The 26,929-nt window shown below is 68.4% G+C and carries 18 protein-coding genes; 12 read left to right on the top strand and 6 right to left on the bottom strand.

From position 1 onward, the window contains the following. Positions 1–46: 46 nt before the first annotated feature. Positions 47–1,204 (bottom strand): succinyl-diaminopimelate desuccinylase, encoded by a 1,158-nt coding sequence (gene dapE, locus HWN72_RS13025; RefSeq protein WP_008829133.1) that lies wholly within the window; start codon positions 1,202–1,204, stop codon positions 47–49. Between the two features lie 51 nt (positions 1,205–1,255). Between dapE and HWN72_RS13020 the strand changes: the two genes are divergently transcribed. From HWN72_RS13020 to HWN72_RS13010, 3 genes are all read left to right on the top strand, one after another. Further along, the gene (locus HWN72_RS13020) at positions 1,256–1,702 is read left to right on the top strand and encodes a cupin domain-containing protein (protein WP_008829134.1); all 447 of its coding nucleotides are present in this window, start codon (positions 1,256–1,258) and stop codon (positions 1,700–1,702) included. Between the two features lie 93 nt (positions 1,703–1,795). Beyond that, entirely contained in the window at positions 1,796–2,191 is a 396-nt protein-coding gene (gene msrB / locus HWN72_RS13015; RefSeq protein ID WP_008829135.1) for a peptide-methionine (R)-S-oxide reductase MsrB, read from the top strand. 245 nt (positions 2,192–2,436) lie between these two features. Next, positions 2,437–4,662, top strand: a complete 2,226-nt coding sequence (locus HWN72_RS13010) for a PBP1A family penicillin-binding protein (RefSeq protein ID WP_008829136.1) — start codon at positions 2,437–2,439, stop codon at positions 4,660–4,662. A gap of 220 nt (positions 4,663–4,882) precedes the next feature. On the opposite strand, the gene HWN72_RS13005 is transcribed toward HWN72_RS13010, so the two are convergent. The 3 genes from HWN72_RS13005 to hflK form a co-directional block, all read right to left on the bottom strand. Then, positions 4,883–6,424, bottom strand: coding sequence for a Do family serine endopeptidase (locus tag HWN72_RS13005; RefSeq protein ID WP_008829137.1), 1,542 nt, complete (start codon positions 6,422–6,424; stop codon positions 4,883–4,885). 171 nt (positions 6,425–6,595) lie between these two features. Beyond that, positions 6,596–7,450, bottom strand: coding sequence for a protease modulator HflC (gene hflC, locus HWN72_RS13000; protein ID WP_037518486.1), 855 nt, complete (start codon positions 7,448–7,450; stop codon positions 6,596–6,598). Further along, positions 7,447–8,607 (bottom strand): protease modulator HflK, encoded by a 1,161-nt coding sequence (hflK, locus tag HWN72_RS12995; protein WP_008829139.1) that lies wholly within the window; start codon positions 8,605–8,607, stop codon positions 7,447–7,449. The genes hflC and hflK overlap by 4 nt, the downstream gene beginning before the upstream one ends. Before the next feature lie 215 nt (positions 8,608–8,822). On the opposite strand from hflK, the gene HWN72_RS12990 reads away from it, so the two are divergent. The 6 genes from HWN72_RS12990 to HWN72_RS12965 are packed head-to-tail and all read left to right on the top strand — an operon-like array spanning position 8,823 to position 16,994. Beyond that, entirely contained in the window at positions 8,823–9,827 is a 1,005-nt protein-coding gene (locus tag HWN72_RS12990; protein ID WP_008829140.1) for an Mrp/NBP35 family ATP-binding protein, read from the top strand. Beyond that, a complete protein-coding gene (locus HWN72_RS12985) occupies positions 9,827–12,097 on the top strand; it encodes a xanthine dehydrogenase family protein molybdopterin-binding subunit (protein ID WP_069708215.1) in 2,271 nt (756 codons plus the stop codon). The genes HWN72_RS12990 and HWN72_RS12985 overlap by 1 nt, the downstream gene beginning before the upstream one ends. Then, positions 12,094–13,125 carry a ferrochelatase gene (hemH, locus tag HWN72_RS12980; protein ID WP_008829258.1) on the top strand — a complete coding sequence of 344 codons (1,032 nt, stop codon included), beginning with the start codon at positions 12,094–12,096 and terminating at the stop codon, positions 13,123–13,125. The genes HWN72_RS12985 and hemH overlap by 4 nt, the downstream gene beginning before the upstream one ends. A gap of 60 nt (positions 13,126–13,185) precedes the next feature. Beyond that, on the top strand, positions 13,186–14,142 hold the full coding sequence (locus HWN72_RS12975) for a hypothetical protein (RefSeq protein WP_008829257.1): 957 nt from the start codon (positions 13,186–13,188) through the stop codon (positions 14,140–14,142). A gap of 54 nt (positions 14,143–14,196) precedes the next feature. Continuing rightward, the gene (locus HWN72_RS12970; RefSeq protein ID WP_008829256.1) at positions 14,197–15,822 is read left to right on the top strand and encodes an NAD(P)/FAD-dependent oxidoreductase; all 1,626 of its coding nucleotides are present in this window, start codon (positions 14,197–14,199) and stop codon (positions 15,820–15,822) included. Then, complete coding sequence (locus tag HWN72_RS12965) at positions 15,819–16,994, top strand: NAD(P)/FAD-dependent oxidoreductase (RefSeq protein WP_008829255.1); 1,176 nt, start codon at positions 15,819–15,821, stop codon at positions 16,992–16,994. The genes HWN72_RS12970 and HWN72_RS12965 overlap by 4 nt, the downstream gene beginning before the upstream one ends. A 153-nt stretch (positions 16,995–17,147) precedes the next feature. Here the strand turns inward: HWN72_RS12965 and HWN72_RS12960 are convergent, their stop codons facing one another. Next, positions 17,148–18,218 carry a LacI family DNA-binding transcriptional regulator gene (locus HWN72_RS12960; RefSeq protein WP_008829254.1) on the bottom strand — a complete coding sequence of 357 codons (1,071 nt, stop codon included), beginning with the start codon at positions 18,216–18,218 and terminating at the stop codon, positions 17,148–17,150. Positions 18,219–18,278: 60 nt separating this feature from the next. Continuing rightward, a complete protein-coding gene (locus HWN72_RS12955; RefSeq protein WP_008829253.1) occupies positions 18,279–19,607 on the bottom strand; it encodes an MFS transporter in 1,329 nt (442 codons plus the stop codon). A gap of 173 nt (positions 19,608–19,780) precedes the next feature. Here HWN72_RS12955 and HWN72_RS12950 point away from each other — a divergent pair, with 173 nt between their 5' ends. The 3 genes from HWN72_RS12950 (at position 19,781) to HWN72_RS12940 (ending at position 26,898) form a co-directional block, all read left to right on the top strand. Further along, positions 19,781–20,929 (top strand): glycoside hydrolase family 68 protein, encoded by a 1,149-nt coding sequence (locus HWN72_RS12950; RefSeq protein ID WP_211150413.1) that lies wholly within the window; start codon positions 19,781–19,783, stop codon positions 20,927–20,929. A gap of 16 nt (positions 20,930–20,945) precedes the next feature. Further along, the gene (locus HWN72_RS12945; RefSeq protein ID WP_008829251.1) at positions 20,946–21,848 is read left to right on the top strand and encodes an ROK family protein; all 903 of its coding nucleotides are present in this window, start codon (positions 20,946–20,948) and stop codon (positions 21,846–21,848) included. 316 nt (positions 21,849–22,164) lie between these two features. After that, a complete protein-coding gene (locus HWN72_RS12940; protein WP_211150412.1) occupies positions 22,165–26,898 on the top strand; it encodes an NAD-glutamate dehydrogenase domain-containing protein in 4,734 nt (1,577 codons plus the stop codon). Positions 26,899–26,929 lie beyond the last annotated feature (31 nt).

Here is a 26,929-nt window from a genome sequence, read left to right as displayed (position 1 = left end):
CAGGGCCTTGCGTTTCGGCCCGCTCGCCTCCGAAACAAATCCCCCGTCAGCCCGCCAGAGCGGCCAGCGTCACCTGCTCGTAGATGCGGGCGAGGGCCTCGAGGTCGGCCACGGCCACGGCTTCGTCGCGCTTGTGCATCGTCGCGTTGCACAGACCGAACTCGATCACCGGCGAGAGATCCTTGAGGAACCGCGCGTCCGAAGTGCCGCCGCTGGTCGAGAGTTCGGGCTCTACCCCGGTCTCGGCGCGGATCGCTTCGGCCAGCATGGCGGAGAACGCGCCGGGCTGCGTCAGGAACGCCTCGCCCGAGATCACGGGGCGGGCGGTGCCGCCGTGCCGCTGCGCGATCTCGGCGACGCGCGCGGCAAGGCCCTCGCCGGTGTGCAGGTCGTTGAAACGGATCGAGATGCGCGCCGAAGCCTTCGCCGGGATCACGTTGGTGGCCGGGTTGCCGCAGGAAACGTCGGTGACTTCGAGGTTGCTCGCCTGGAACCAGTCGGTGCCCTCGTCGAGCACGATGGCGTCGAGTTCGGCGAGCATCGCCACCAGCTTGGTGATCGGATTGTCGGCGAGGTGCGGGTAGGCGACGTGGCCCTGCACGCCCTCGACTTCCAGCCAGATGTTGACGGAACCGCGACGGCCGACCTTCATCATGTCGCCGAGGCGGTTCACCGAGGTCGGCTCGCCGACGAGGCAAAGGTCGGGAATCTCGCCCTTTTCGCGCATCAGGTCGATGAGGGCGAGGGTGCCGAAGCGCGCCGGGCCTTCCTCGTCGCCGGTGATGATGAAGCTGACAGTGCCGGTTTCAGGCGGGATATGCGTGACGGCCGCGACCATGGCCGCGATCGAGCCCTTCATGTCCACGGCGCCGCGCCCGTACAGCAGTTCCTGCCCCTCGGGACCGCGCCTCTCGGGCAGGAACGGCGCGCTGGTCCAGCCTTCGCCCGGCGGCACCACGTCGAGGTGGCCGGCGAAGGCGAAGTGGCGCGAACCCTCGGGGCCGCGACGGATCGCGAAGAGATTCTCGACCGGGCCGTCCGGCGCTTCTCCCGCGATGAAGCGGGTGACCTCGAAGCCGAGCGGCGCCAGCTGGTTTTCCAGGCAGTCGAACACCATGCCGGTGGCCGGGGTAACGCTGGGGCAGGCGATCAGCGCCTCGGCGAGATCGGCGACGGTTGCGGCGAGAGGAGCGGTCTGGGACATAGGGGCAGCGCCATCGCATAATAGGCGCACCATGACCATAGGAGACCGTCCATGCCCCGGCTCGACATCGAGGCCATCCCGCAGGCCAACCGCACCGGCTATCCGGCGCCTTTCGACGCGGCGGTGGAGGGCCGCTGGTGGCGGCGCCTCGCTCCTGCCGGCGGACTGACGCAGATGGGCGCGAGCCATGTGGTGCTGAAGCCGGGCGCCTGGTCCAGCCAGCGCCACTGGCACGACGACGAGGACGAATTGCTGGTCATGCTCTCGGGCGAGGCGGTGCTGGTGGAAGACGGCGGGCGCACGCTGCTGCGCGCGGGCGACGTCTGCGCCTGGGCGAAAGGCGTGCGCGACGGGCACCACCTCGTGAACGAAAGCGAGGCCGACTGCACCTTCATCGCGATCAGTGCGGGCGATCCGAACGGCAGCGGCGCCTATTCGGACATCGACATGAAGTTCGACGGCGAGGGCTACTTCCACAAGGACGGCGCCCCGTACTGATTGGTCGTCGTCCCGGACCTGATCCGGGACGACGGACTCACTGGAATTTGGCCTCGTTCCGCCCCATATCGGCGCCAAAGGAGAGCCTCCCCGATGACCGACAAGATGCACCTCACCGACGAAGAATGGCGCGAGCGCCTGAGCCCAGAGCAGTACTATGTGCTGCGTCAGGCAGGCACCGAGCGGGCCTTCACCGGCAAATACGACGGCAACAAGCAGCAAGGGCTCTATACTTGCGCGGGCTGCGGTGCGCCGCTGTTCGAATCCGATGACAAGTTCAATTCGGGCTGCGGCTGGCCGAGCTACACCGCGCCGGTGGACGAAGCCGCGATCGACGAGCACCGCGATACCTCGCACGGGATGATCCGCACCGAAGTGACTTGTGCGAAGTGTGAAGGACACCTCGGCCACGTGTTCCCGGATGGCCCGGCGCCGACGGGGCTGCGGTACTGCATCAACAGCGCCTCGCTGGACTTCGAGCCGAAGTGATCGGTTCCTCCCCGAGCTAGTCTCGGGGAGGTGGCAGCGCGTCAGCGCTGACGGAGGGGGAAATGCCTCGCCTCTTCCCCTCCACCACCGCTTCGCGGCGGTCCCCCTCCCCGAGACAAGCTCGGGGAGGAAGTTCTTGCTCTGCCCTTTCCCCCGCACCCGTGTTCACCTCGGGTTACAAATCGCCATGCAAAGTGTAGGAGCGACCCGACACATCCGTCCTTATTGGGGTTTGCATCCTACCCATGGCCAAGAATTCCGGCCGCAGCCGCGCACCCCGCGGCGCATCGTCGCAAGCTGAAAGCAAGCCGCTCTGGCGCCGCATCCTGCGCGGCGTGTTCGTATGGGGCGGCGCGCTGGCGCTGCTCGGCGCGATCTTCCTGGGCACCGCCGTGTTCTTCACGATGCGCGAACTGCCCGACTATTCGGCGCTGAAGAGCAGCCAGAACGGCCAGATGATCGTCGTGCGCGCGCGCGACGGGCGCGAACTCGTCTCGCTCGGGCCGAGCTACGGCAAGTGGATGCCCTATGACGAGATCCCCGCGATCATGCGTGATGCCATCGTCTCGGTCGAGGATCGCCGCTTCCGCGAGCATCCCGGCGTCGATGTGATCGGTCTGGCCCGCGCGGTCTACATGTCGATCACCACCGACAGCCGCGCCAAGGCGACCTCGACGCTGACGCAGCAGCTGGCGCGCAACATCTTCCTCACCAACACCCGATCGTGGAACCGCAAGGCGCGAGAGATGGTGCTGGCGCTGGCGCTCGAGAGGAAGTTCACCAAGGACCAGATCCTCGAACTGTACCTCAACAAGGTCTACTTCGGCGGCGGCGCCTATGGCATTGACGCGGCGAGCCGCAAGTTCTTCGGCCACCCGGCCACCGAACTTTCGACCGCCGAATCGGCGATCATCGCCGGACTGGTGAAGGCTCCGTCGAACTACTCGCCGACCGCCGACGTCGAGGCTGCCAAGGGGCGCGGCAAGGTCGTGCTCGGCCTGATGGCGCGCGAAGGCGTGATCTCGCAGGCGGAGGCCGACAGCGTCGATTTCTCGGACGTGCAGGTCGCCAAGGAAAAAGGCCAGAACTCGGTCCGCTATTTCACCGACTGGGCGCTGCCGCAGCTCGACATGTTGCTCCCTGAGAACAACGAGCCGATCGAGGTGTGGACCACGCTCGACCCGGCGATGCAGGACGCGGCGACCAAGTCGATCGACGCCAACGTGCCCAAGGGGGCGCAGGGCGCGCTCGTCAGTCTCGACAAGGATGGCGCGGTGCTGGCGATGGTCGGGGGCACGGATTACGTGAACTCGAACTACAACCGCGCCACTTCGGCGCTGCGCCAGCCGGGTTCGTCGTGGAAGCTGTTCGTCTACCTTGCCGCGCTGGAGGCGGGCTACACCCCCGACGACCGCGTCGTGGACGAGCCGGTGACGATCCAGGGCTGGAGCCCGCAGAACGACGGCCGCAACTTCGCCGGCCAGATCGACGTGCGCACCGCCTTCGCCTATTCCAAGAACACCGTCGCCGCGCAGCTGGGCAACGAGGTCGGCTTCGGCACCGTCGCCAGCATGGCCAAGCGCTTCGGCATCACCACCAATATCAACACCAAGCCGGCGATGGTGCTGGGGACCTCCGAAGTGCGCGTGATCGACATGACACGCGCTTTCGCGGCGGTCTCGGCGGGCGGCACTTCGGTGGAGCCTTACGGCATCACCAAGGTCACCACGACTTCGGGCGAGCTGCTCTACGAGCACAAGTCGGTGCAGGGTCAGGTGCTGGTGCCGCATTACGTGGCGGCTGGCATTACCGACCTGCTGCAGACCGCCGTGGCGATCGGCACGGGCCGCGCCGCGCAGATCGGGCGGCCGGTGGCGGGCAAGACCGGCACCACCAGCTCGAACAAGGACGGCTGGTTCCTCGGCTTCTCCAGCGGCATCACCACCGGCGTGTGGATGGGCCGTGACGATGCCAAGCGGGTTGCGGGGCTCTCCGGCGGCCATGCTCCGGCGCGGGCGTTCTCGGACTATATGAAGGTCGCCGTCGCCAAGCGCCCGGTCGAGCAGTTCGACACCGAACTCAAGCTGCCCGAATGGCAGCTGGAGCCCGATGACGAGCAGATGCAGGGCAACCCTGACGACTATTATTACACCGACGAGAATGGCAACCTCGTCCACCCTGACGGCGCCACGCCGGACCAGCCGCCTTATGGAGGGGTTCCGAACGGGCAGGCGCCGAACGGCGGCGTGGTTCCGCCGGACTACGGGCCGCAGGGTGCGCAGGCCGGGCCGCCGCCCGCTGCGGGCAACGACTTCCTCGACCGCGCCACCGGGCGCGAGCGGGAAGATCCGGGCCTGCGTCCGGGGCAGGGCACCGGGGCCTATCCGGGGGCGCGTCCCACGCCGGTCCCGCGCGTGATGCCGACGCCGCGTCCTACGCCGACCCGGATACCCGGTACAACGCAGCCCTGACCGCCGCGTCGTTTCAAGCCAAACCGCGTCATCCCAGCGAAGGCTGGGACCGCTCGCCTATTACTGCCAACTATCGTTAGGGCGCCCTGCCGGTGGTTGGGTTTTACGCGGCCAGCGGTCCCAGCCTTCGCTGGGATGACGTTGGCCCATCTCCCACACACGAAAAGGCCCGCCGGATCGCTCCGGCGGGCCTTTTCCATTTACGCCTCGGCGCGTCGTGTCAGCGCAGGCGCACCGGCACGAAAGTCGCCTGCTGGCCACGCGGCTGGACGCGCAGGAGGAGGGCCGAGCGGCCTTCCGCCTTGGCGGCGTTGATCGCTGCGGTCAGGTCCGCTGCGGTCGTCACCGGACGGCCGTTGGCCTGCAGGATGATGAAGCCGCGCTGGAAGCCCTTCTGGCCCGCGTCCGAGTTCGGATCGACCGCGACGATGACCACGCCCTTGGTGCCGTCGGCCGCGCCGAGCTGGCGGGCGATGGTGGCCGTCAGCGGGGTCACGGTCAGGCCCAGCGAGTTCTCGATCACGCCCTTTTCCTGCTTCTGGGGCGGATTGTTGAACGCATCGCCGTCTTCGTCGCCATCGGGCGTGAAGGACTGCGAAAGCTCGTCCTCGCTCGGGCGCTTGGCGACCGTGGCGGTCAGCGTCTGGCGCTTGCCGCCGCGGATCACCTCGACCGGGATGCGTGCGCCCGGCTTGGTGTTGGCGACGATGTAGGACAGCGTCTGGTCCTTGGTGACTTCCTTGCCGTCGACCGTGACGACGACGTCGCCCGCCTGCATGCCGGACTTGGCCGCCGGACCGTCAGGCTCGACCATCTGGATGAACTCGCCCTTGTTGTGAGCGATGCCCAGCGAATCGGCGATGTCCTCGGTCACCGGCTGGATGCGCACGCCAAGATAGCCGCGCTCGATCGCCTCGCCCTTGATGAGCTTCTGGACGAGCGGGGCCGCGATCTCCGCCGGAATGGCGAAGCCGATGCCGACGCTGCCGCCCGTGGGCGAGAAGATCGCGTTGTTGATGCCGATCACCTGCCCGTTCATGTCGAACATGGGGCCGCCCGAGTTGCCCCGGTTGATCGCCGCGTCGGTCTGCAGGTAGCGGTCATAGGCGCCGCCGCTCTGGGTGGAGCGGTAGACGGCCGAGACGATGCCCGAGGTCACCGTGCCGCCGAGGCCGAACGGGTTGCCGATCGCGATGATCCAGTCGCCCACGCGCGCCTTGCGGCTGTCACCGAACTTGACGAACGGCAGGCTCTTGCCCGCGTCGATCTTGAGCACCGCAAGGTCGGATGCGGCGTCCTTGCCGATCAGCTTGGCGGGATACTCGGCGCCGTCGGGCATGGTGACGGTGATCGATTCGACCTGGCCCTTGCCCTCGGCGGTGATGACGTGATTGTTGGTCACGACATAGCCGTCCGCCGAGATGATGAAGCCCGAGCCGAGCGACTGGGCCTCACGCGTCTGGGGCGCGCCGTTACCGCCACCCTGTCCGCCGAACAGCCCCTCGAACGGAGTGCCCGCGAAGGGGTTGGCGCCGCCGCCCGCGACCTGCACCTTCTGGCGGGTCGAGATATTGACGACGGCGGGTTGCAGCTGCGCGGTGAGATCCGCGAAGCTGGCGGGGGCACCGGCACGCGGCACCACCTTCGAAATTTCGCTGGCCTCGTTCTGGGCCACCTGGGCACCTGCGGGGTAGCCGGTGACGAGCGATGCGGTAGCGCCTCCGATGAGGAGCGCTGTGGTCAGTCCATAGGCATATCGCACTGGCTTCACGTCCTTTGATTCCTCCGTTTCGGCGGCTTGCGCCAAGATCCGACTGGTAACCCCGAAGCGGTTTCACGCCCCGCGAGCTTAACCGGATTTGAATGATGCGGAAATCCGCCACTTTTACGAAGTTCCGGCCGCCAACTCCCGATGGGCAACGGCCGAAACCGCTCACGGCTCCCTGAAATGATTCAGATAGGCATTGTCCGGCGAGAGCAGGATGGTCTTGGCGCCGTTCGGGCTGCCGGGCGCGCCCTTGCCGAACGACACCGCGTAGCTCTGCATCGCGCGGTAGAAGTCGTAGAACTGCGCGTCCTTGCCGAAGCTGTCGGCGTAGATTTTCGCGGCCTGGGCCTCGGCTTCGGCGCGGATGATCTGCGCGTCGCGCTGGCCCTGCGCGGCGATCGTCTTAGCCTCTTCCTGGCGGCCCGCTTCCATGCGCACGAAGGCGGCGGCGAGCGCGCCCTCGGGCAGGTCGGCGCGCTTGATCCGCACGTCGACGACCTGCGCGCCGTATTCGGCGGCCTCACGGTCGAGCAGCTTGCGGATGTTCTCCATCGCCGCGCCGCGTTCGGCGGTGAGCAGCGACTGGAAGGTCCGCTTGCCCAGTTCCTGGCGCACGACCGAGGAGAGGATCGGTTCGAGCTGCTGCGTCACCCGCTCGCTGGTGCCGGCGGAGCGGACCATCTTGATCGGATCGACGATGCGGTAGCGGGCATAGGCGTCCACGTTCAGCCGCTGCTGGTCGGTGGAGAGCACCTGCTGTTGCTGCATGTCGACCGAAAGCAGGCGCTTGTCGATGCGGATCACCTGCTCGACCAGCGGGATGCGCCAGTGCACGCCCGCGCCGGTCTGCCCGTAGGCCGCGTTGGCGATATAGGGGTTGTAGACCCGCACCGGGCGGCCGGTCTGGACGACGACCGCCTGCTCGTCCTCGGGAACGACGATGGTGCTCATCATCAATCCGACGACGACGACGCCCGCCGCGATCCACGCGGCCTTGTAGTCATGCCACAGGTTCATCACTGACCTCCCGTGCTGGTCGGTACGCTGACCGAGGTGTCGGGAGCGGGTGCGGCACGGCGCTGCATCTCGGGCAGCGGCAGGACGGTGTTCACGCCCTTTTCGCCGACCACCGTGTCATTGTCGCGCAGGACGCGTTCCATCGTTTCGTAGTACATGCGGCGCTTGGTCACTTCGGGGGCGAGCCTGTATTCCTCGTAGACCTTGTCGAACGAGCTGGCATCGCCCTGGGCGCGGGCGATCACCTGCTGCGCCCAGGCGCGGGCTTCGGAGCGGTCGCGTTCGGCTTCCTGCTGGGCGACGTTGACGTTGTCGAACGCGCCCTTGGTCTTGGCCGGCGGATCGGCCTTCTTGATCTCGACGCCCTGGATGGCGATGCCCGAGCGGTAGAAGTCGAGGATGCGCTGCATGCGCTCGCCCACGTCCTGCTCGACTTGCGCACGGCCTGCACCGGACAGAGCCTGGCCCAGCGAGACTTGCGCGATCGAGGCGCGCATCGCGGCCTCGGCCACTTCCTGTACGGTGCCGTCTGGGTCGGCGAGGCGGAAGGTGTAGTCCTTCAGGCCCTTGATGTTCCAGCGCACGAGGTAGCTGAGATCGACCAGGCTCTTGTCGCTGGTGAGCATCAGCTTCTCGTTCTCGTTGTCGGGCACGGCCACGACCTGGAACGAGCTGACGTCGACGACCTTCACCTGCTCGATCGGCCAGGGGAGGGTCAGGCTCACGCCCGAATCGACGGTGCGCGAATACTGGCCGAGCGTGGTGACCACGCCCTGTTCCTTGGGGCCGAGCATGTGGACGCTGGAGAAACCGAGCACCACCAGCACGGCGGCGCCGATGCCGAGCGGCAGCCACGACTTGCCGTCCGGACGGCGCGGCAGGTTGGGGAAGCCGCCGGGGCCGCGCGGGCCGCCGCCTCCGCCACCGGGGCGCCGCTGGTCGCCGCGCCGAAAGATATCTTCGATGCTGGCCGAGCGGCGGGGCGGGGCGCCCTCTCCGCTGGGGAGCCAGGGATTGCGGGGGCCTTTGCGCTCGGGGGTTTCGGACTGCGGCTCGTCGGGCTGGCTGCCGGATGCGTCTGCGCCGTCGGACCCGTCGCCGTCTCCGCTACCGCCGCCGTCATTGCCGCCGCCGCCCCACGGGCTGTTGCGTCCCGTCATCTGGGAAATTCCCGTTCCGTCCCCCGGCACGCCGCCAGGCGTGTCTGCACCACCGATAGCTGTCATGAGGCTATCTATAAGAACCCCTCGGGCAAATAACAGTGCCTCTCTTGCCCTTTTTCCCCGCGTACGCCACCTGAGCGGCGAGCGCCGGGGTATCCCTCGGCCATGACGGACACGCCGGAAACGAACCGGCAATCTACTGGAGACGACGAGTGAGCAGCGCCGAAGGTCTTGGGGCAGGCACCGAAAGCGACGATCTCAAGGCGCTGCTTCGGCCCGATGCCGCAGCGCGTGTCCAGTCGCTGCGCGCGGCGGACGGCCGCGCGACGCTGGTTCTCGATGCGACCGGCCTCGATGCGGCGGCGCGGGCAGGACTGGAAGCGCATGTGCGCGATGCGCTTGGCGGCAAAGTCGCCGAAGTGCGCGTGGCGATGATGGCGGATAAAACTGAGCCCGCACCACCCAAGGGACCACGCATCATCGCGGTTGGATCGGGCAAGGGCGGCGTCGGCAAATCCACGCTTTCGGCCAATCTCGCGGTGGCGCTGGCCCGGATGGGACGGCGTGTTGGCCTCGTCGATGCGGACATCTACGGCCCCTCGCAGGCGCGTCTGCTCGGCACCGAGGGCCAGCGCGCCACGGCGCACGAAGGCAGGCTGGTCCCCGTCGAGAGCCGCTGGGGCGTCCCGGCGCTGTCGATGGCGCACCTCTCCAATGCCGGGCAGGCGATCGCCTGGCGCGGGCCGAAGATTTCCGGCGCGCTGCTCCAGCTGGTCGAGGGGCACTGGGAAGGCGCCGAAGTGCTCATCGTCGATCTGCCGCCCGGCACCGGCGACGTGCAACTCACCATGCTCCAGCGCTGCAAGCCTGCGGGCGCGGTGATCGTCTCCACCCCGCAGGACCTCGCGCTGATCGACGCGACCCGCGCGGTCGAACTGTTCGAGAAAGGCGGCGTCCCCGTCGTCGGCGTGGTCGAGAACATGGCGGGCTATGCCTGCCCCCACTGCGGCGAAGTCAGCGATCCCTTCGGCTGCGGCGGCGCGGAAGCCTCCGCGAAGGAGATGGACGTGCCCTTCCTCGGCCGCATCCCCCTCGACATCGCAATCCGGCGCGAGGCTGATGCGGGCACGCCCACCGCGGCCGGGACCGGCCCGCAAGCCGAAGCCTTCACCGGGCTCGCCGCGCAAGTCGCGGCCTGGCTGGACGCCAACCCCTGATGGCGGTGAGCCGCCGTAACGTGCTCATCGGAGCGCTGGCAGGCGGCGGGCTCGCGCTCGGCTACATGCTGCGCCCACGCAGCTATCCGCTGCCGCTGCAGCCGCGCGAGGGTGAATTCGCTTTCGATGCGTGGATCAGGATCGGTACGGACGGTGTCGTCACCGTTTCGGTCCCGCAAGTGGAGATGGGGCAGGGCGTCACCACGCTCATTCCGCAGATCGTCGCGCATGAACTCGGCGCGGACTGGCGGCAGGTCGCCGCCGAGCCAGCCCCCGTCAGTGCCCTTTACGCCAACCTCGCGCTGGCGGCGAAGTGGGCTCCGCTCTGGATGCCGCTGCTGCCCTCGCTGGCGGATGAACCGGACGACCTCCTGACCCGCCGCTGGGCCGAGAGCCACGTCTTCGACGTCACCGCTGACGGCACGGAAATCGCCGCCTACGAAGCCGGAGCCCGCGCCGCCGCCGCCTCTGCCCGCGCGATGCTGGCGCAGGCCGCCGCCGCCCGCTGGAGCGTCGCCTGGGAGGAGTGCGAGGTCGCGAACGGCTTCGTCACGCACGAAAACAAGAAGCTGCCTTTCGGCCCGCTGGCCTCCGAGGCTGCCCGCTTTTCCCCGCCCTCGACCCCGCCGCTGCGCCCCGAAGCCATGGCCGAGCGTCCCGGCGAATTCCCGCCCGGCGGGCGCCTCAGCTATCCGCGTCTCGACCTGCCCTCCAAGGTCGATGGCTCGTGGACTTTCGCAGGCGACGTGCGCCTGCCCGACATGGTCTTCGCCGCGATCCGTCACGGGCCGATCGGCAGGAAGACCTTCCTCTCCGACCTCGACGAGAGCGCGGCGAAGGACATGCTCGGCTTCCTGCGCACCGTCCGCAGCCCGGAAGGAGACGCCGCATGGGTCGCCGCCGTCGCCACCGACGGCTGGGCCGCCGAGCAGGCGCTGACCCGCATGGAACCGGGTTTCCGCGTCGCTGCCGGGGCTGAATCCGACGCCGTGGACACCGCGATGGACGAGGCGCTGCACAATGCCGACGCGCACCGCATCCATTCGGCGGGCGACATGGCGCTGGTGAAGGACCGCCTGCCGATCCAGCTCGGCTACGAAGTCTCTCCCGCAATCCACGTCACCATCGAAACCGCCGCTGCGACTGCGTGGCTCCACGACGGCAAGCTGGAACTCTGGGTCGGCACGCAGGCCCCGCAAGCCACGCGCGAGGCTGTCGCGGCGGCACTCGGCATGGCGGTGCGCGACGTCGTGCTCTACCCCGTCGCGATCGGCGGCAGCTTCGACCGCCGCCTTGAATTCGGCCATGCCGTGGAGGCCGCGCTGATCGCCAGGGAGGTGGGCAAGCCCGTCCAGCTCACCTGGTCCCGCCGTGAGGAATTCCGCGCCGGACTGCCCCGTGCGCCGGTCTCGGCGGTCATGGCCGCGCGTCCCGATACCGATGGCCAGATCGCCGGCTGGCGCGCGCGCATCACCGTACCCGCGACCGCGCGCGAGTTCGGCCGCCGCCTGCTGGGCGGCGCCGCGCCTTACGAAGCGCTGGAGTCGGTCGCGCTCGATGCCGATCCGATGGCGCTCGAAGGTGCAGTGCCGCCTTACGCCATTCCCAACTTCGCGATCGACCACGTTCCCGTGCGCGTCGACCTGCCCACCGCCCGGATGCGGGGCAATGCCCACGGCTGGACCGCCTTCTTCAACGAGAGCTTCGTCGATGAACTGGCCCACAAGGCCGGGCGCGAGCCCTTGTCCTATCGCATGGCAATGCTGGGCCACGACCCGCGCCTCGCCGCCTGCCTCCAGCGCGTCGCGGCGCTGGCGCAATGGGGCGGTGGCTCGGATGCCAGCGGGCAGGGGCTTGCCTGCCACGTGATAGGAAACGGCCGCATCGCCGTCATCGCCAGCGCCCGGCGCGAGGCCGAGGGCGTGCGCGTCGACCGCCTGAGCGCCGTCGCCGACGTGGGCCGCATCGTCAATCTCGACATCGCCCGCCAGCAGATCGAGGGCGGGCTGGTCTTCGGCCTCGGCCTCGCGCTCGGCTGCGCGGTGCGTTATGCAGGCGGGCGACCGGACAGCGAGAGCCTCGCCGCAATGGGCCTGCCGACGCTGGCCGACTGCCCCGCGATCGAGGTGGACTTCATCGAGAGCAAGGAAGACCCCGCCGATCCGGGCGAGCTGGGCGTCGCCGCCGTCGCCCCGGCCGTCGCCAACGCACTTTTCTCGGCGACGGGCCTGCGCCTGCGCCGCCTCCCCTTCTTTGCCGAGGACGTATGAAACCGCCTGAGCTTCCGCCAGAACACCCGTCCGTCGCGACCGGAGGCGTCGGCGTCCTTCTCGTCAACCTCGGCACGCCCGATGCGCCGACGCCCGATGCGGTGCGCCGCTACCTTGCCGAATTCCTCTCCGACCCGCGCGTGGTGGAGATCCCGGCGATCGCGTGGAAGCCGATCCTCCACGGCATCATCCTGCGCACCCGTCCGGCGAAGTCCGCCCATGCCTACAGCCAGGTCTGGACGCCCGAGGGTTCGCCGCTCGCCGCCATTACCGCCGCGCAGGCCCGCGCGCTTCAGGAGCGGCTGGGCGATACGGTCACCGTGGATTGGGCAATGCGCTACGGCAATCCCTCGCTCCCCTCGCGCCTGCAGGCGATGAAGGATGCAGGGATCGATCGTATCCTCGTTGCCTCGCTCTACCCGCAGTATTCGGGCGCGACGACGGCCTCGGTGATGGACAAGCTGGGCGACGCCCTGCGCGCCATGCGCTGGCAGCCCGCGCTGCGCACGCTGCCGCCCTACCACGACGATCCGGCCTATATCGCCGCGCTGGAGGAAGACGTCGTCGCGCATGTTTCCGCGCTCGATTTCACGCCCGAAGTGCTGCTGCTATCCTACCACGGCATGCCCGAGCGCACGCTGCACCTCGGCGATCCCTACCATTGCCACTGCCGCAAGACTTCGCGCCTGCTGACCGAGCGGCTGGCCCTGCGCCTGCCGGACCTGCGCGTCGAGACCAGCTTCCAGTCCCGCTTCGGCCGCGCCAAATGGCTCGAACCCGCGACCGAGACCGTGCTTGCGGCCGAGGCAAAGGCCGGCACCCGGCGCCTCGCCATCCTGGCCCCCGGCTTCTCGGCCGACTGCGTGGAAACGCTGGAGGAACTGGCGATCCGCGGCCGAGAGGTCTTCGAGGAAGCGGGCGGCGAGCGCCTTGCCGTCCTCCCCTGCCTCAACGCCCGCGAACCGGGCATGGCGATGCTCGAAGCCCTCGCGCGGCGCGAGTTGTCGGGCTGGGTTGCAGCAATTTAACTGTCGGTAGCGGCGCGTTTGTTCCAATTCTGTTCCCGTTCAGAGCGAAGGATTTGGATCATGCGCGCGGCGGACTATCTCCAGCCCGACTTTGCCTATGGCGGGCCGGAGAAATCGGCGTCCGGCGGCCCGGGCGTGGCGCTGTCGATCTACGCCAACCGCGCTCACTTGCGCGCAACCTTGCGCGAGGATGCCGACGCGGCCGGCATGCGCATCGTCGCTGCCGCACCCCTTGCCGACCTCGTTACCATGGGGGAAGGGCTGGCGCAGGCCCGCCTTGCCGACGTTGTGCTGGTCGATTGCCCGCAGGTCGATGCGGGGGTGCTGGCGGCGCTCGCTCGGCTGGACTTGCGCGCGGCAGGCGGCGCGACGCGGCTGATCGTCTCGACCGGGGTGGAGGCTCTGGACGATGTCTTCGCCTGCATGGACCAGTCCTCGCCCGTCTTGCTTGTCGATCCCGACCGCGCGGAGCGGGTACTGGCGCTGGGCCGCGTGCTGGCGACGATGCCCTCCGGACGTGTTCGCGAACTTTCCGACGACGACCGCCTGATGCTGCTGCGCCTGACCGAGCAGGTGGGCCAGATCGCGGGCCGTATCGATCGCCTTGATGCGGGCGGTATCCCCGCGCCGCTCCCCGCCGTCCCCGCCGCCGGTTTCTCGCCGGGTCAGCTTCCCGATGCGAGACTGGTCCGGCGGATCATCCGCCAGCGCCAATTGCGCGCGCGGTTCCTCGACAACGATCTCTTCGCCGATCCCGCCTGGGATATGCTGCTGGACCTCACCGCCTCGCGCCTCGAAGGCAAGCGGGTCTCGGTGACCTCGCTCTGCATCGCTTCCGGAGTGCCGCCGACCACGGCGCTGCGCTGGATCGGCCAGATGGTCGATGCGGGCCTTTTCGTGCGCCTCAGCGACGGCGCCGACAAGCGCCGCGCCTTCATCGACCTCAGCGAAAAGGCGCTGCAGGCCATGGCCCGCTATTTCACGGAGATCGCCCTCACGGCCCCGGCGCCGATCTGAGCGCCGCATACGCAGCCATGGCGTTCGGGCGCGCCAGCGTATAAAGGCGCGCGGATGCTTCGCCTCACCGACATTGCCCTGCCGCTCGACCATACGCCCGCCGACCTCGACGCGGCGGTCGTCCAGCGCCTCGCCATCACGTCTGCCGACCTCGAGCGCGTCACAGTGTTTCGCCGGGGCAACGACGCGCGGCGCAAGAATGCGATCAAGCTGGTCTATGCGCTCGACGTCACGGTGAAGGATGAAGCCGACGTGCTCGCCCGCTTCGCCGACGACCAGCATGTGCGGCTCACCCCGGACATTGCCTACAAGTTCCCCGTCCGCGCGCCCGAGGGCTGGGAAGGACCGCGCCCGGTCGTCATCGGCGCAGGCCCGTGCGGCCTTCTCGCCGCGCTGATCCTCGCGCAGATGGGCCTAAAGCCCATCATCATCGAGCGCGGCAAAGCGGTGCGCGAACGCACCAAGGACACCTGGGGCCTGTGGCGCCGCTCGGAACTGAACCCGGAAAGCAACGTGCAGTTCGGCGAGGGCGGGGCGGGCACGTTCTCCGACGGCAAGCTCTACAGCCGCATCAAGGACCCGCGCCATCTCGGCCGCAAGGTCCTGACCGAATTCGTCAAGGCCGGCGCGCCCGAGGACATCCTCACCGAAGCGCACCCGCACATCGGCACGTTCCGCCTCGTCACCATGGTCATGTCCATGCGCGAGACGATCGAGCAGCTCGGCGGCGAATACCGCTTCAGCACCCGCGTCGAGGATTTCGAGATCGAAGGACAGGGCGACGAACGCCGGCTCAAGGGCCTGCACCTCTCGACCGGCGAATACCTTCCCGCCGAGCACGTCATCATGGCTGTGGGCCACTCCGCGCGCGACACTTTCGAAGTGCTGCACAATCGCGGCGTCTCGATCGAGGCCAAGCCATTCTCCATCGGCGTGCGCATCGAACACCCGCAAAGCTGGGTGGACAAGGCGCGTTACGGGGCCTGCGCGGGCAACCCGATCCTCGGCGCGGCGGCCTATGCCATCTCGCACAAGGCGAAGAACGGGCGCACCGTCTATTCGTTCTGCATGTGCCCGGGCGGCCGCGTCGTCGCGGCGGCGAGCGAGGAGGGCGGCGTCGTCACCAACGGCATGAGCCAGTATTCGCGCGCAGAGTTCAACGCCAATTCCGGGCTGGTGGTGGACATCAGCCCCGAACGCGACTTCCCCGGCCATCCGCTCGCCGGGATCGCGCTGCAGCGCAAGTTCGAGAAGCTGGCCTACGTGGCGGGTGGATCGGACTATCGCGCGCCGGGCCAGAAAGTGGCGGATTTCATGGCGGGCCGCGCCTCGACCGAACTGGGTGAGGTCAACCCCAGCTACCAGCCTGGCATTCGCCTGACCGATCTGGCTGAGTGCCTGCCCGACTATGTGGTCGAGGCGATCCGCGAGGCGCTGCCGGTGTTCGGCCGCCAGGTGCCCGGTTACGATCATCCCGACGTCGTCATGACCGGGGTGGAAACGCGCTCCTCCTCGCCGGTCCGGATCGGTCGCGGCAAGGGCTGCCAGAGCCTCAACACGCGCGGCCTCTACCCGGCGGGTGAAGGCGCCGGCTATGCGGGCGGCATCCTCTCCGCCGCCGTCGACGGCATCCGCGTGGCCGAGGCGCTGGCGCTGGAACTGGTCGGTACGCCCGAATGATCGCGCATTACGATGCCATCGTTCTCGGCGCCGGGGCCGCCGGGCTGCTGTGCGCCGCCACCGCCGGGCAGCGCGGCCGCCGGGTGCTGCTGATCGACCACGCACCCGAGCCGGGTCGCAAGATCGTCATTTCCGGCGGCGGGCGGTGCAACTTCACCAACATCCACACCGCGCCCGACCGCTACCTGTCGAGCAACCCGCACTTCGCCAAGTCCGCGCTCAGCCGCTACACCGCCGCCGATTTCCTCGCGCTGGTCGAAAGCTACGACATCGCCTGGCACGAGAAGACGCTGGGCCAGCTGTTCTGCGACGGTTCGGCGAAGCAGATCGTCGCCATGCTGCTGGAGGAATGCGCCAAGGGCATGGTCGAACTCCGCTGCGGCGAGGCCGTGGGCGAGGTCGAGCATGCTGACGGCCTCTACCGCGTGCGCCACGGCGAGCAGTCATCGACTGCCCCCGCAATGGTGGTCGCCACCGGCGGACCGTCGATCCCCAAGATGGGCGCGAGCGGGTTCGCCTATGACCTCGCGCGCAAGTTCGGGCTCAAGGTGGTGCAGCCGCGTCCGGCACTGGTGCCGCTGACCCTGCCGGGCGACGAAGCGCTGTTCCGCGAACTCTCCGGCGTCTCAACCGAAATCGTGGCGCGATGCGGAAAGGCGGCGTTCCGCGAGGCGGCGCTGTTCACCCATCGCGGGCTGTCCGGTCCCGCCATCCTGCAGATTTCCAGCTACTGGAAGCGCGGAGACACCGTGACCGCGCAGTTCCTGCCCGACCGACCCGATGGCTGGCTACGCACGCTGAAGCGCGAGCGTCCGCGCCTCTCGTTCCGCAAGGCACTGGGTGACGGCCTGCCCGAGCGGCTGGCCGAAGCGCTGTGTGGGCGGCTCGGTCTCGAAGGCGAACTGGGCACCCTGACCGACAAGGCGCTGGGAAGCGCGGAAGCGCGGCTGGCGCGGTGGCCTTTCCTGCCCGATGGTTCGGAAGGTTTCGCCAAGGCGGAAGTCACCGCAGGCGGCATCGACACCGCCGAACTCTCGTCCAAGACCATGGAGGCGAAGCGCGCGCCGGGTCTCTACGCGATCGGCGAGGCAGTGGACGTCACCGGCTGGCTGGGCGGTTACAACTTCCAGTGGGCCTGGGCTAGCGCGCGGGCAGCGGGGCTGGCGCTTTAGCGCGCGATCTCGTTTAATCGAAATATGCGTAGTCATCCCCGCGCAGGCGGGGGCCCATCTGATGCCGGTGAAATAGGCTCTATTAGAAGATGGGTTCCCGCCTTCGCGGGAATGACCAAGATGTAATCCTGGCGATCACGCCCTGTTTCGTGGTCACGACCGCGTCGTATCGCGCGCAATGAGCGTCGGGGGCATGACCTTGCTGTGGCGCGTCTCGCCCTCGATCAGGGCGCGGATCTTCTCGACCATGACCTTGGCGCCCTGGCCGATCTCCTGCCGCACGGTGGTCAGCGGGGGGGAGGTCAGGCGAGCGAGCGGAAGGTCGTCGAAGCCCACGATCTGGACGTCGCCGGGTATCCTGCGGCCGCTTTCGTGCAGGACGTGCAGCGCCGACATGGCGATGAGGTCGGATGCGGTGACAATGCCGTCGAAGTCCGCTTCGGCGTCGGCGAGGGCGGCTTCGAGCTGCGGTCCCATCTCGGCGTCGGCGAGCTTGATGGGGACGTGCTTGATATGCAGGCCCGCAGCCTCTGCGGCCGCGCGCGCGCCGCGCAGGCGCATGGCGATCTCGATGCCTGCCGTATCGCCGAAGAAGGCGAGGCGCCGGGCGCCGCAGGCGATCAGGTGCTCGGCGGCGAGGCGGCCGCCCAGTTCGTTGTCGGTGCCGACGACGACGTGCTTCTGCCCTTCGCGGTGATTGCCCCAGGCGACGAGCGGGCGGTAATGCGAGACGACCTGATCGATCACGTCCGACTGGTCGGACTGGCCGATCAGCAGCACGCCGTCCACCATGCCCGAGCCGGTGATGCGCTCCAGCCAGTCGGTCGTCCCGTCCGGGATCGCGCGGCTGAGCATGAGGTCGTAGCCCGCCTCGGTCAGCTGGTCAGCAAGGTGGCCGAGCAGGGTCAGGAAGAACGGGTCGGAAATCTGCTGGCGCTTCTCATGCCCCAGCGGAATGACCACGCCGATGACGCCCGTGCGCCGCGAGCGCAGCTTGCTGGCCATCTGGTTGGGACGAAAGCCATATTGCCGGGCGAGGGCCTGGATCCGCTCACGAGTCTCGGCGTTGACGAGGGACTTGCCCGCCAGCGCGCGCGAAACCGTGCCTGCGGAAACGCCGGCCACGCGGGCCAGATCGGCAAGCGTGCGCACTTCCACATCAGGACCGGGTACATCCGGGCCAGACGCGTCCGTGCCGTCGTTCCCCACGTTGTTCTCTTCCATCCCTGCCGCCATGTTGCACAATGCCTTAGCACCCGGATTGGCGCGCCGGAAGTAACTTGTTCAGTTAGTTGCCAGTTTCGGCTCCGGCCTGCCTCCGGCCTCGACGAAGACGGTGGCAATTGCACCCGCCACCATCAGCAATCCGGCAAGTATCAGCGCATTGCGCGGGTCGTTGCCGAGAATGGGGCCGTAGATGAGCGGCATCGTCAGTGCCTCGATCAGCATGGGGATGACGATGAACAAGTTGAAAACCCCCATGTATATGCCGTTGCGCTGGGGAGGGATCGAATCGGCGAGGATTACGTAAGTATTGCCCATCATGCCCGCCCATCCGAAGCCGATGCCGATCATCAGCAGGCCGAGCAGCGGCAGTTCGCTGGTCGAGGGGATCACCAGCATCGACAGCCCCGATGCGGCGAGACAACCGACGTGCACCGATCGTGCGCCAAACCGGCTAACCACCGGGATCAGCCCGATCGCCGCGACGAAGGCGACCGAATTGTAGAGCGCGCCCAGTTGCTGCTCGGTCAGCACCGCCTCGCGGAAGCGGGCCGAATGGACGTCCCCGGTGCCGAACAGCGAGCGCGAGATGGCGAAGGCGATGTATTGCCAGTAGACCATCATCGCATACCACTGGCACAGCATGGCGAGCGCCAGCTGCCGCATCGGCCGCGGCATCTCGACCACGGCGTCGCGTACTTCACGCAAGGTGGCGGGCAGGGTAAGGGGAGAGGCGGCGATGCGCTCCTGCTCCTCGGGTGTGAGCGGAAGCTCGGGCACGCGGGTGATCGACCAGATCACCGTCGAGATCGACAGCACCGCGCCGATCACGAAGGCCATGCGCACGATCACGGGGATGCCGTTCGGTCCTAGCAGGTCGCGGTCCACGAACGTCGCCATGATCGAGGGCGCAAGGTAGGACAGGGTATGCGCCAGTCCGGTGAAGGCGCTCTGCACCATGAACCCGGTGGGCCGCTGGTGCGGTGCCAGTCGGTCGGCGACATAAGCGCGGTAAGGCTCCATCGTCACGTTGTTGCCGGCATCGAGCACCCAGAGCAGCCCCGCCGCCATCCACAGCGTGGAAGAATTGGGCATCGCCAGCAGGCTGAGCGAACACAGGATCGCCCCGATAAGAAAGTAAGGCGTGCGCCGTCCGAGGCGGGAGCGGGTACGGTCGCTCATCGCGCCGATCAGCGGCTGGATGATCAGGCCCGTCACCGGTCCCGCCAGCCACAGCAGCGGCATGCGCCCCTCGCTCGCGCCGAGGTAGCCGTAGATCGGCCCCATGTTCGCCTGCTGCAGGCCGAAGCTGAACTGCAGGCCGAAGAAACCCAGGTTCATCTCAACGATGCGGGGCAGCGACAGATGCGGCTTGAGGCCGAAGGGCATCCGCTTCTCCGAGTGCGACCGTTCCATGCCAGGCACCCCGGCAAGAACCCGTTGAATACCGGATGATATTCGTAAAGGCCAAGAAGAGATTGCACCACTTTCCCGCACTGCGAGCGCAATAATGGAGCAATTAACATTTGCAGATATTGCAAACGATTGTACATCAGCCGCCCATGAACCCTCACCCTGCGACGCTCGAGTCATATCCCACCTTGCAATGGACGGCTCGGGATCTCGCCCGGCTACGGGACATTTCAATCCCGCGCGCGCCCGTCTTCACGCCTTCCGACGTGCGCCGGATTGCCGGGAATCTCGACGTCTGGGACGCATGGCCGCTTGCCTCCATGCACGGAATTCCGGTGCGCTGGCGCGGCGGTGAACTGTGGTTCGCACTCGCCGCTCCGGCCTTCGATGATCCGGAGGAGCGGCACGGCGCCGCGCGGATTCATCACTTCCACCGGATCGACGGGCAGTTCCGCCATATTGGCGCGACTTTCGAGGAAGGGTTCACGCCCGGCAGCCGCGAATGGTCCGGTTCGGCGCTATTCGAGGACGGAGTCGTGACCTTCTACTTCACCGCCGCCGGAGAGCGGGGCGAGACGGAGCCGACCTTCCGTCAGCGCATCTTCGCCTGCACGACCGGGCTGGCCGAGACCGGCGACGCGGTCTTCACCGGCTGGTCCGATCCGGTCGAGCAGGTGATCCCCGCCAATATCGTCTACATGAATCGGCACGACGGCACGGGCGAACTCGGCGAGATCAAGGCGTTCCGCGATCCCGCGCCGTGGCGGGCCGAAGACGGCGTGGATCACCTCCTGTTCACCGCGTCATCGGCGCGGCATCTCGGGCTTCACAATGGCCTCATCGGCTGCGCGCGGCGCGGCGATGCCGATCCGGAAGGCGGCGTGTTCGAGAAGAGGCCGCCTCTGGTCGATGCCACGGGCGTCAACAACGAACTGGAGCGCCCGCATATCGTCGCGCATGGCGGGCGGCTCTATCTGTTCTGGTCGACGCAGGCGAAGGTCTTCGCGCCCGGTATCGACGCGCCGACCGGGCTCTATGGCGCGGTCGCGGACGGGTTCGCGGGGCCGTGGCGCCTGCTCAACGGCCATGGCCTCGTCTTCGCCAACCCGCAAGGCGAGCCGTTCCAGGCCTATAGCTGGTGGGTGCTGCCCGACCTTTCCGTGACCAGCTTCGTGGATTACTGGGGGATCGACGATGCCGCAGCGAAGCGCAAACCCGAAGGGCGCGCGCACTTCGGCGGAACCTTCGCCCCCTTCCTGCACTTGCGTCTGGAGGGCGACGTCGCCACGCTGAGGTGAAGGACGGAGAGCGATCATGCACAAGCTCGCGGGGATCGAACTGGGCGGCACCAAGACCGTAGTGGTCCTCGGCGCGCCGGGCCGCATCGACGAGCGGCTGGAATTTCCGACTACCGACCCGGCGGAGACGCTCGGCCGTGCGGTCGAGGCGATCGAGGGCTGGCGCGACGACAAGCCGGTGGACGCCGTCGGCATCGCCAGCTTCGGCCCGATCCGCGTCTCGCGCGAGGCGGCGGACTACGGCACCATGCTCGACACCCCCAAGCTGGGCTGGGCGGGGGCCGAAGTGCGCGCCAAGGTGGCCGAGGCGCTGGCCTGTCCGGTCGCGCTGGACACCGACGTCAACGGCGCCGCCATGGCCGAGCACCGCTTCGGTGCCGGGCAGGGCTGCGAAACCATGGTCTACCTCACCATCGGCACCGGCCTTGGCGGCGGCGTACTGGTCGGCGGGGTGCCGGCTCATGGCATGCTGCACCCCGAGATCGGCCACGTGCGCCTGCGCCGCGCCGCTGCGGATCGCTTCGAGGGTGCCTGCGCCTTTCACGGCGACTGCATCGAGGGCCTGTTGAGCGGCCCCGCGCTCGCCGCGCGGCTCGGCACGCACCCCTCGCGCGTCGATCCCGACAACCCGCTGTGGGAGCCGGTTGCGCACGATCTTGCCGAACTGCTGGCGATGCTGGTGCTGACCGTCTCGCCCCAGCGCATCGTCATCGGTGGCGGGGTCGCCGGTCGCCAGCCGCACCTGCTGCCGATGGCGGTGGCGCGCATGCCCGGCCTGCTCGGCGGCTACTTGCGTGACTGCACGCGCGAGCGGCTCGCGGGCATGGTGGTGCCGCCGCTGCTGGGCGACGACGCCGGGCCGATGGGCGCGCTGCTGCTGGCGGCGAAAGCGTTCGAAGGGCATGTCGTGGCGGCTTGAGGTCGCGCTGGCCTACTCCCGACCCCTCCCGCAAGCGGGAGGGGAGAAGAAGAGATCAGCCCTCCCGCGTGCGGGAGGGTTGGGAGGCTTGGCCCGAAGGGCCTAGCCGGACGGGGTGGGCATCGCGCAGCCTCACCAAAACGCCCGCGAACGAATATTGCGCGGTCAAGAAATCGTGTTACACCCGCCACCCATTGAAAAATCCTGCCATCACACGGATGCAGGATCAGTCCTATCGGCCTATATGGTCACAAAGCCGCAGTCCTGACGCGCAAGAAGCAGGCACGGCACACGTTGGAAGATCGCGGAGAAAGCAATGAGCGCAGGCGAACTGACCGTCCCCAAAAAGGCTTCGAAGAAGCGGGGGGCTCTCTCGCCCGCCGCCTTGCACAAGGCGCTTGCCGGAGAGGTCTGCGACGCGCTGCTTCCCGGCGATGATCCGGAAGGATCGTGGATCGACGAGGCCGTGCGCTTCCTGCTCGCCACCGCCGAAGTGCGCGAGGCGGGCGAGCCGGTCATCGACCTGACTTCCGCCAGTGAGGAGCGCCGCATCCTGCGCATCGCGCTGATCAACGACGACATGCCGTTCCTCGTCGACTCGGCCGCCGCCGTGCTGGCCGAGGCCGGGCTGGTGATCGATCGCCTCGCGCATCCGGTCGTGCCCGTGCGCCGCGACGACAAGGGCCGCCTGATCGACATTCCCGCCGACCCGGCCGAGGCGACCGGCCGCGAGTCGATGATCTACATCGAGACGCCGCGCGGCGATGCCCGCCAGCGCCGCGAACTGCTGCGTGCGCTCGAAAGCGCCATGGCCGACGTACGCGCCGCCGTCACCGACTGGCCGCAGATGGTCGAGGCGATGCGCGCCGATGCGGACCGGATCGAGGATACCGAGGGCGCCGAACTGCTGCGCTGGTTCGCCGGGACCATGCTGACCCAGCTCGGCCACGTCACGCGGGGCCGGGACGGCAGCCGCAAGCAGCGCCTCGGCATCTGCCGTCGCCGCCAGGAGGACGTGCTCTCCGACGCCAGCTACGACCGCGCTTTCGCGGCCTTCGACGAGGCGCTTGCCGCAGGCAAGGTCAGCGCGCCGCTGGTGGTCAAGGCCAACCGCATCGCCACCGTCCACCGCCGCGTGCCGATGGACCTGTTCCTCGTCCCCGTGATCGAGGACGGCAAGGTCGCCGCGCTGTCCGTCCACGCGGGCATCTGGACCAGCGCCGCGCTCGCCACCCCGCCCGACCGCGTGCCGCGCCTGCGCCGCCACCTCGCCGCCTTCGCCGAGCGGCTGGAGTTCGACCCCAAGGGCCACACCGGAAAAGCGCTCGCCCATGCGCTGACCAGCCTGCCGCATGACCTCGTGCTGGGGCTGGGCGAGGCCGACGTCGAGCGTCTGGCGATGACCATGACGGGCCTTGTCGACCGTCCGCGCCCGCGCCTGCTGCTGACGCGCTCGCCGCTGATGCGCCATCTCTTCGCCTTCGTGTGGCTGCCGCGCGACCTGCTTTCCACCCAGATGCAGCGCCGCATCCAGACCATGATCGAGGAGGCCGCGCAGGCCCCGACGCTCGACTGGAGCATGCAAGTCGAGGCGGGCAACCTCGCGATGCTGCGCTATACCCTCGATATTCGCGACGGCGTGCACGAGCCTTCCGAAGAGGAACTGGACCACAGCCTCCAGACCCTGCTGCGCGGCTGGACCGAGGCGGTCGAAGCGGCGCTGGCGACGATGCTGGAGCCGGGCCGCGCGGCCGCAGTCGCGGGCCGTTATGCCGAGGCGTTCCCGATCGGTTACCGCACCGATTTCGGCCCGCACGAAGCCGCGACCGACATCGCCGTGCTGCGCCGCATCGCGGTCGGCGAAGGCACCGAGGGTGAGGCCGCCGCGCACCGCGACGTGCGCTTCCACAAGCGCGAGGGCGATCCTGAAACCTGGGTCCACCTCAAGATCTACCAGTCCGAAGGCGGCTTGCCGCTGTCCGATGCGGTGCCTGCGCTGGAAAACTTCGGCTTCCGCGTCATCGCCGAAGTGCCCACCGCGCTGGAGAAGGGCAAGCTGGGCGTGATCCACGACTTCGTGCTCGAAACGCTCGACGGCCGTGCCCCGGCTGAAGTGCTGGATCAGGCCGCCTCGATCGAGGACGCGCTGCGCGCCGTGCTTAACGGTTCGGGCGAGAACGATGCGTTTAATCGCCTCGTCCCCGGCCTCGGGCTCGATAGCGGCGAGGCGAACTGGCTGCGTGCCTGGTATCGCTACTTGCGGCAGGCGGGAACGCATTTCGGTATCCCCACCGTGGTCGATGCGCTGCAGGGTGCGCCTGCCGTCACGACCGCGATCATCGCGCTGTTCCGCGCCCTCCACGACCCCGCGTTCGAGGGTGACCGGGCCGAGGCGCGCGCGCGATCTGAAGAGGCTATCCGGGTCGGGCTGGCGAACGTCAACGCGATCAACGACGACCGTTTGCTGCGCGCCTATCGCGACATCGTGCTGGCCATGCTGCGCACAAATGCCTTTGCCGCAGCAGGCGAGACGGCGCTGGCCTTCAAGTTCGATTCCGCCCTTGTCCCGGGCCTGCCCAAGCCGGTGCCATGGCGCGAGATATTCGTCTATTCGCGCCGGGTGGAGGGCATCCACTTGCGCGCGGGACCGGTGGCGCGCGGCGGCCTGCGCTGGTCCGACCGCCGCGACGACTTCCGCGTCGAGATCCTCGGCCTGATGAAGGCGCAGCGCGTCAAGAACGCGGTGATCGTGCCGACCGGGGCCAAGGGCGGGTTCTATCCCAAGCAGTTGCCCGACCCTTCGCGCGACCGCGCCGCATGGGCGGCCGAAGGTCAGGCGAGTTACGAGGTCTTCGTCGACACGCTGCTGTCGATCACCGACAACATCGTCGGCGACAAGGTGGTCCACCCCGAGGGGGTCGTGATCCGTGACGGCGAGGACCCGTATTTCGTCGTCGCCGCCGACAAGGGCACGGCCAAGTTCTCCGACGTCGCCAACGGCATCGCCGACCGCCGCGACTTCTGGCTTGACGATGCTTTCGCCAGCGGCGGCTCGAACGGCTACGACCACAAGGCGATGGGCATCACCGCCAAGGGCGCGTGGCTCTCGGTCCAGCGCCACTTCCTGGAAATGGGCGTGGACGTGCAGGTCGATCCGGTCCGCGTGATCGGCTGCGGCGACATGTCCGGCGACGTGTTCGGCAACGGCATGCTGCTGTCGAAGGCGCTCAAGCTGGTCGCGGCCTTCGACCACCGCCACATCTTCCTCGACCCCGAACCCGATCCGGCGAAGGCCTGGGCAGAGCGCCAGCGCCTGTTCGACCTGCCGGTGTCGAGCTGGAACGACTACGACAAGGCGCTGATCTCGAAGGGCGGCGGCGTCTTCCCGCGCAGCCTCAAGTCCATCCCGCTGAGCGAGGAAGTGCGCGCGACGCTGGACATCTCGGCCACCGAGATCGACCCGGATTCGCTCATCACCGCAATCCTCTCGGCGCCGGTGGACCTGCTGTGGTTCGGCGGCATCGGTACTTACGTGAAGTCCTCGGCCGAAAACAATGTGCAGGTCGGCGATCCCACCAACGACGCCTTGCGCGTCAGCGGCAACGAGCTGCGCGTGAAGGTGATCGGCGAGGGCGCGAACCTCGGCGTCACGCAGGCGGGCCGCATCGAGTTCGCATCGAAGGGCGGGCGCATCAACGCCGACTTCATCGACAACTCGGCGGGCGTCGACTGCTCGGACAACGAGGTCAACATCAAGATCGCGCTCGCCGCCGCCAAGCGCGCGGGTAAGCTGCCCGAAAAGAAGCGCGTCGAACTGCTGCGCGCGATGACCGACGAGGTCGCGGCACTGGTGCTGGAGGACAACCGCCTCCAGGCGCTCGCACTCTCCATCGCCGAGCGGGGCGGGGCGCAGGCGATCCCCTCGCACATCCGCCTGATCGAGACGATGGAGGAAAGCGGCCACCTCGATCGCAAGACCGAGGGGCTGGCCGACAACGATGTGCTTAGCCGCCGCGTGCAGGACGGGCGGGGCCTGACCCGGCCGGAATTGGCGGTGCTGCTCTCCAGCGGCAAGCTGCAGCTTCAGGCCGCGATCGAGGACAGCGCGCTGGCCGCCGATCCGGCGCTGACCGGGCTGCTGCTCGCGGCGTTCCCGCAGCCGATGCAGGACAAGTACGGCAAGTTCATCAAGGGCCACCGCCTCGCGAAGGAGATCATCGCGACCAAGCTGGCCAACCGCATCGTCAACCGCCTCGGCATCGTCACGCCGTTCGAACTGGCGGAAGAGGAGGGCGCGCACCTCTCGCAGGTCGCTGCCGCCTTCGCGCTGGCGGATGGCCTGTTCGGGTTGACCGCGCTGTGGGAGACGCTGGAAACCGCGCCCATGGCCGAGACGGCGCGCGTTGCGCTGTTCGATACCGTCGCCGTCGCGGTGCGGGGGCACATGGCCGACCTGCTGCGCGCGGGCGCGGGCCAGATCGCCCCTTCCGAACTTTCCGCAAGGCTGCAGAAGGGCATTGCGGCGCTCTCGACCGACACGGCGGAACTTCTCGGCGAGCGCATCGCCGCGCATTCGCGCAAGCTGCGTGACGGGCTGGTCGAACTCGGCGCGCCCGAGGATGTGGCGACCGAAGTGGCGCATCTGTTCGACCTCGACGGCGCGGTGGGGATCGCCTCGCTCTCGGCCGAGACGGGGATTGCGCCGCGCCGTCTCGTCACCGCCTTCACGCGGGTCGGTGCGGGGCTGGGCCTCGACTGGGCGCAGGCTTCGGCGGCGCTCATGAGCCCGTCGGACCCGTGGGAGCGCTTGCTGGTTGCGGGCCTCGCGCGCGATTTCCAGCAGATGCGGCTGGACTTCCTGCGCGGGCTTGCCCGGACCAAGGCGGGCAAGAGCGATCCGCTCGCCGCCACCGAGGAATGGGGCCGCCAGCACAAGAGCGCCATCGATGCCTTCCGGGGCATCGTCCACCGCGCGGAGAATGCGGTGGCGATCACGCCCGCGATGCTGGCGCAGATCGCCAGCCAGGCGCGGAACCTGCTGGGGCGGTGATTCCGCCCACCCCCAACCCCTCCCGCTTGCG

The sequence above is a fragment of the Novosphingobium sp. HR1a genome (assembly GCF_015594425.1).
GTDB lineage: Bacteria > Pseudomonadota > Alphaproteobacteria > Sphingomonadales > Sphingomonadaceae > Novosphingobium > Novosphingobium resinovorum_A.
Note: the sequence above shows the minus strand (reverse complement) of the source record. Positions and strands in the feature narration are given on the sequence as shown.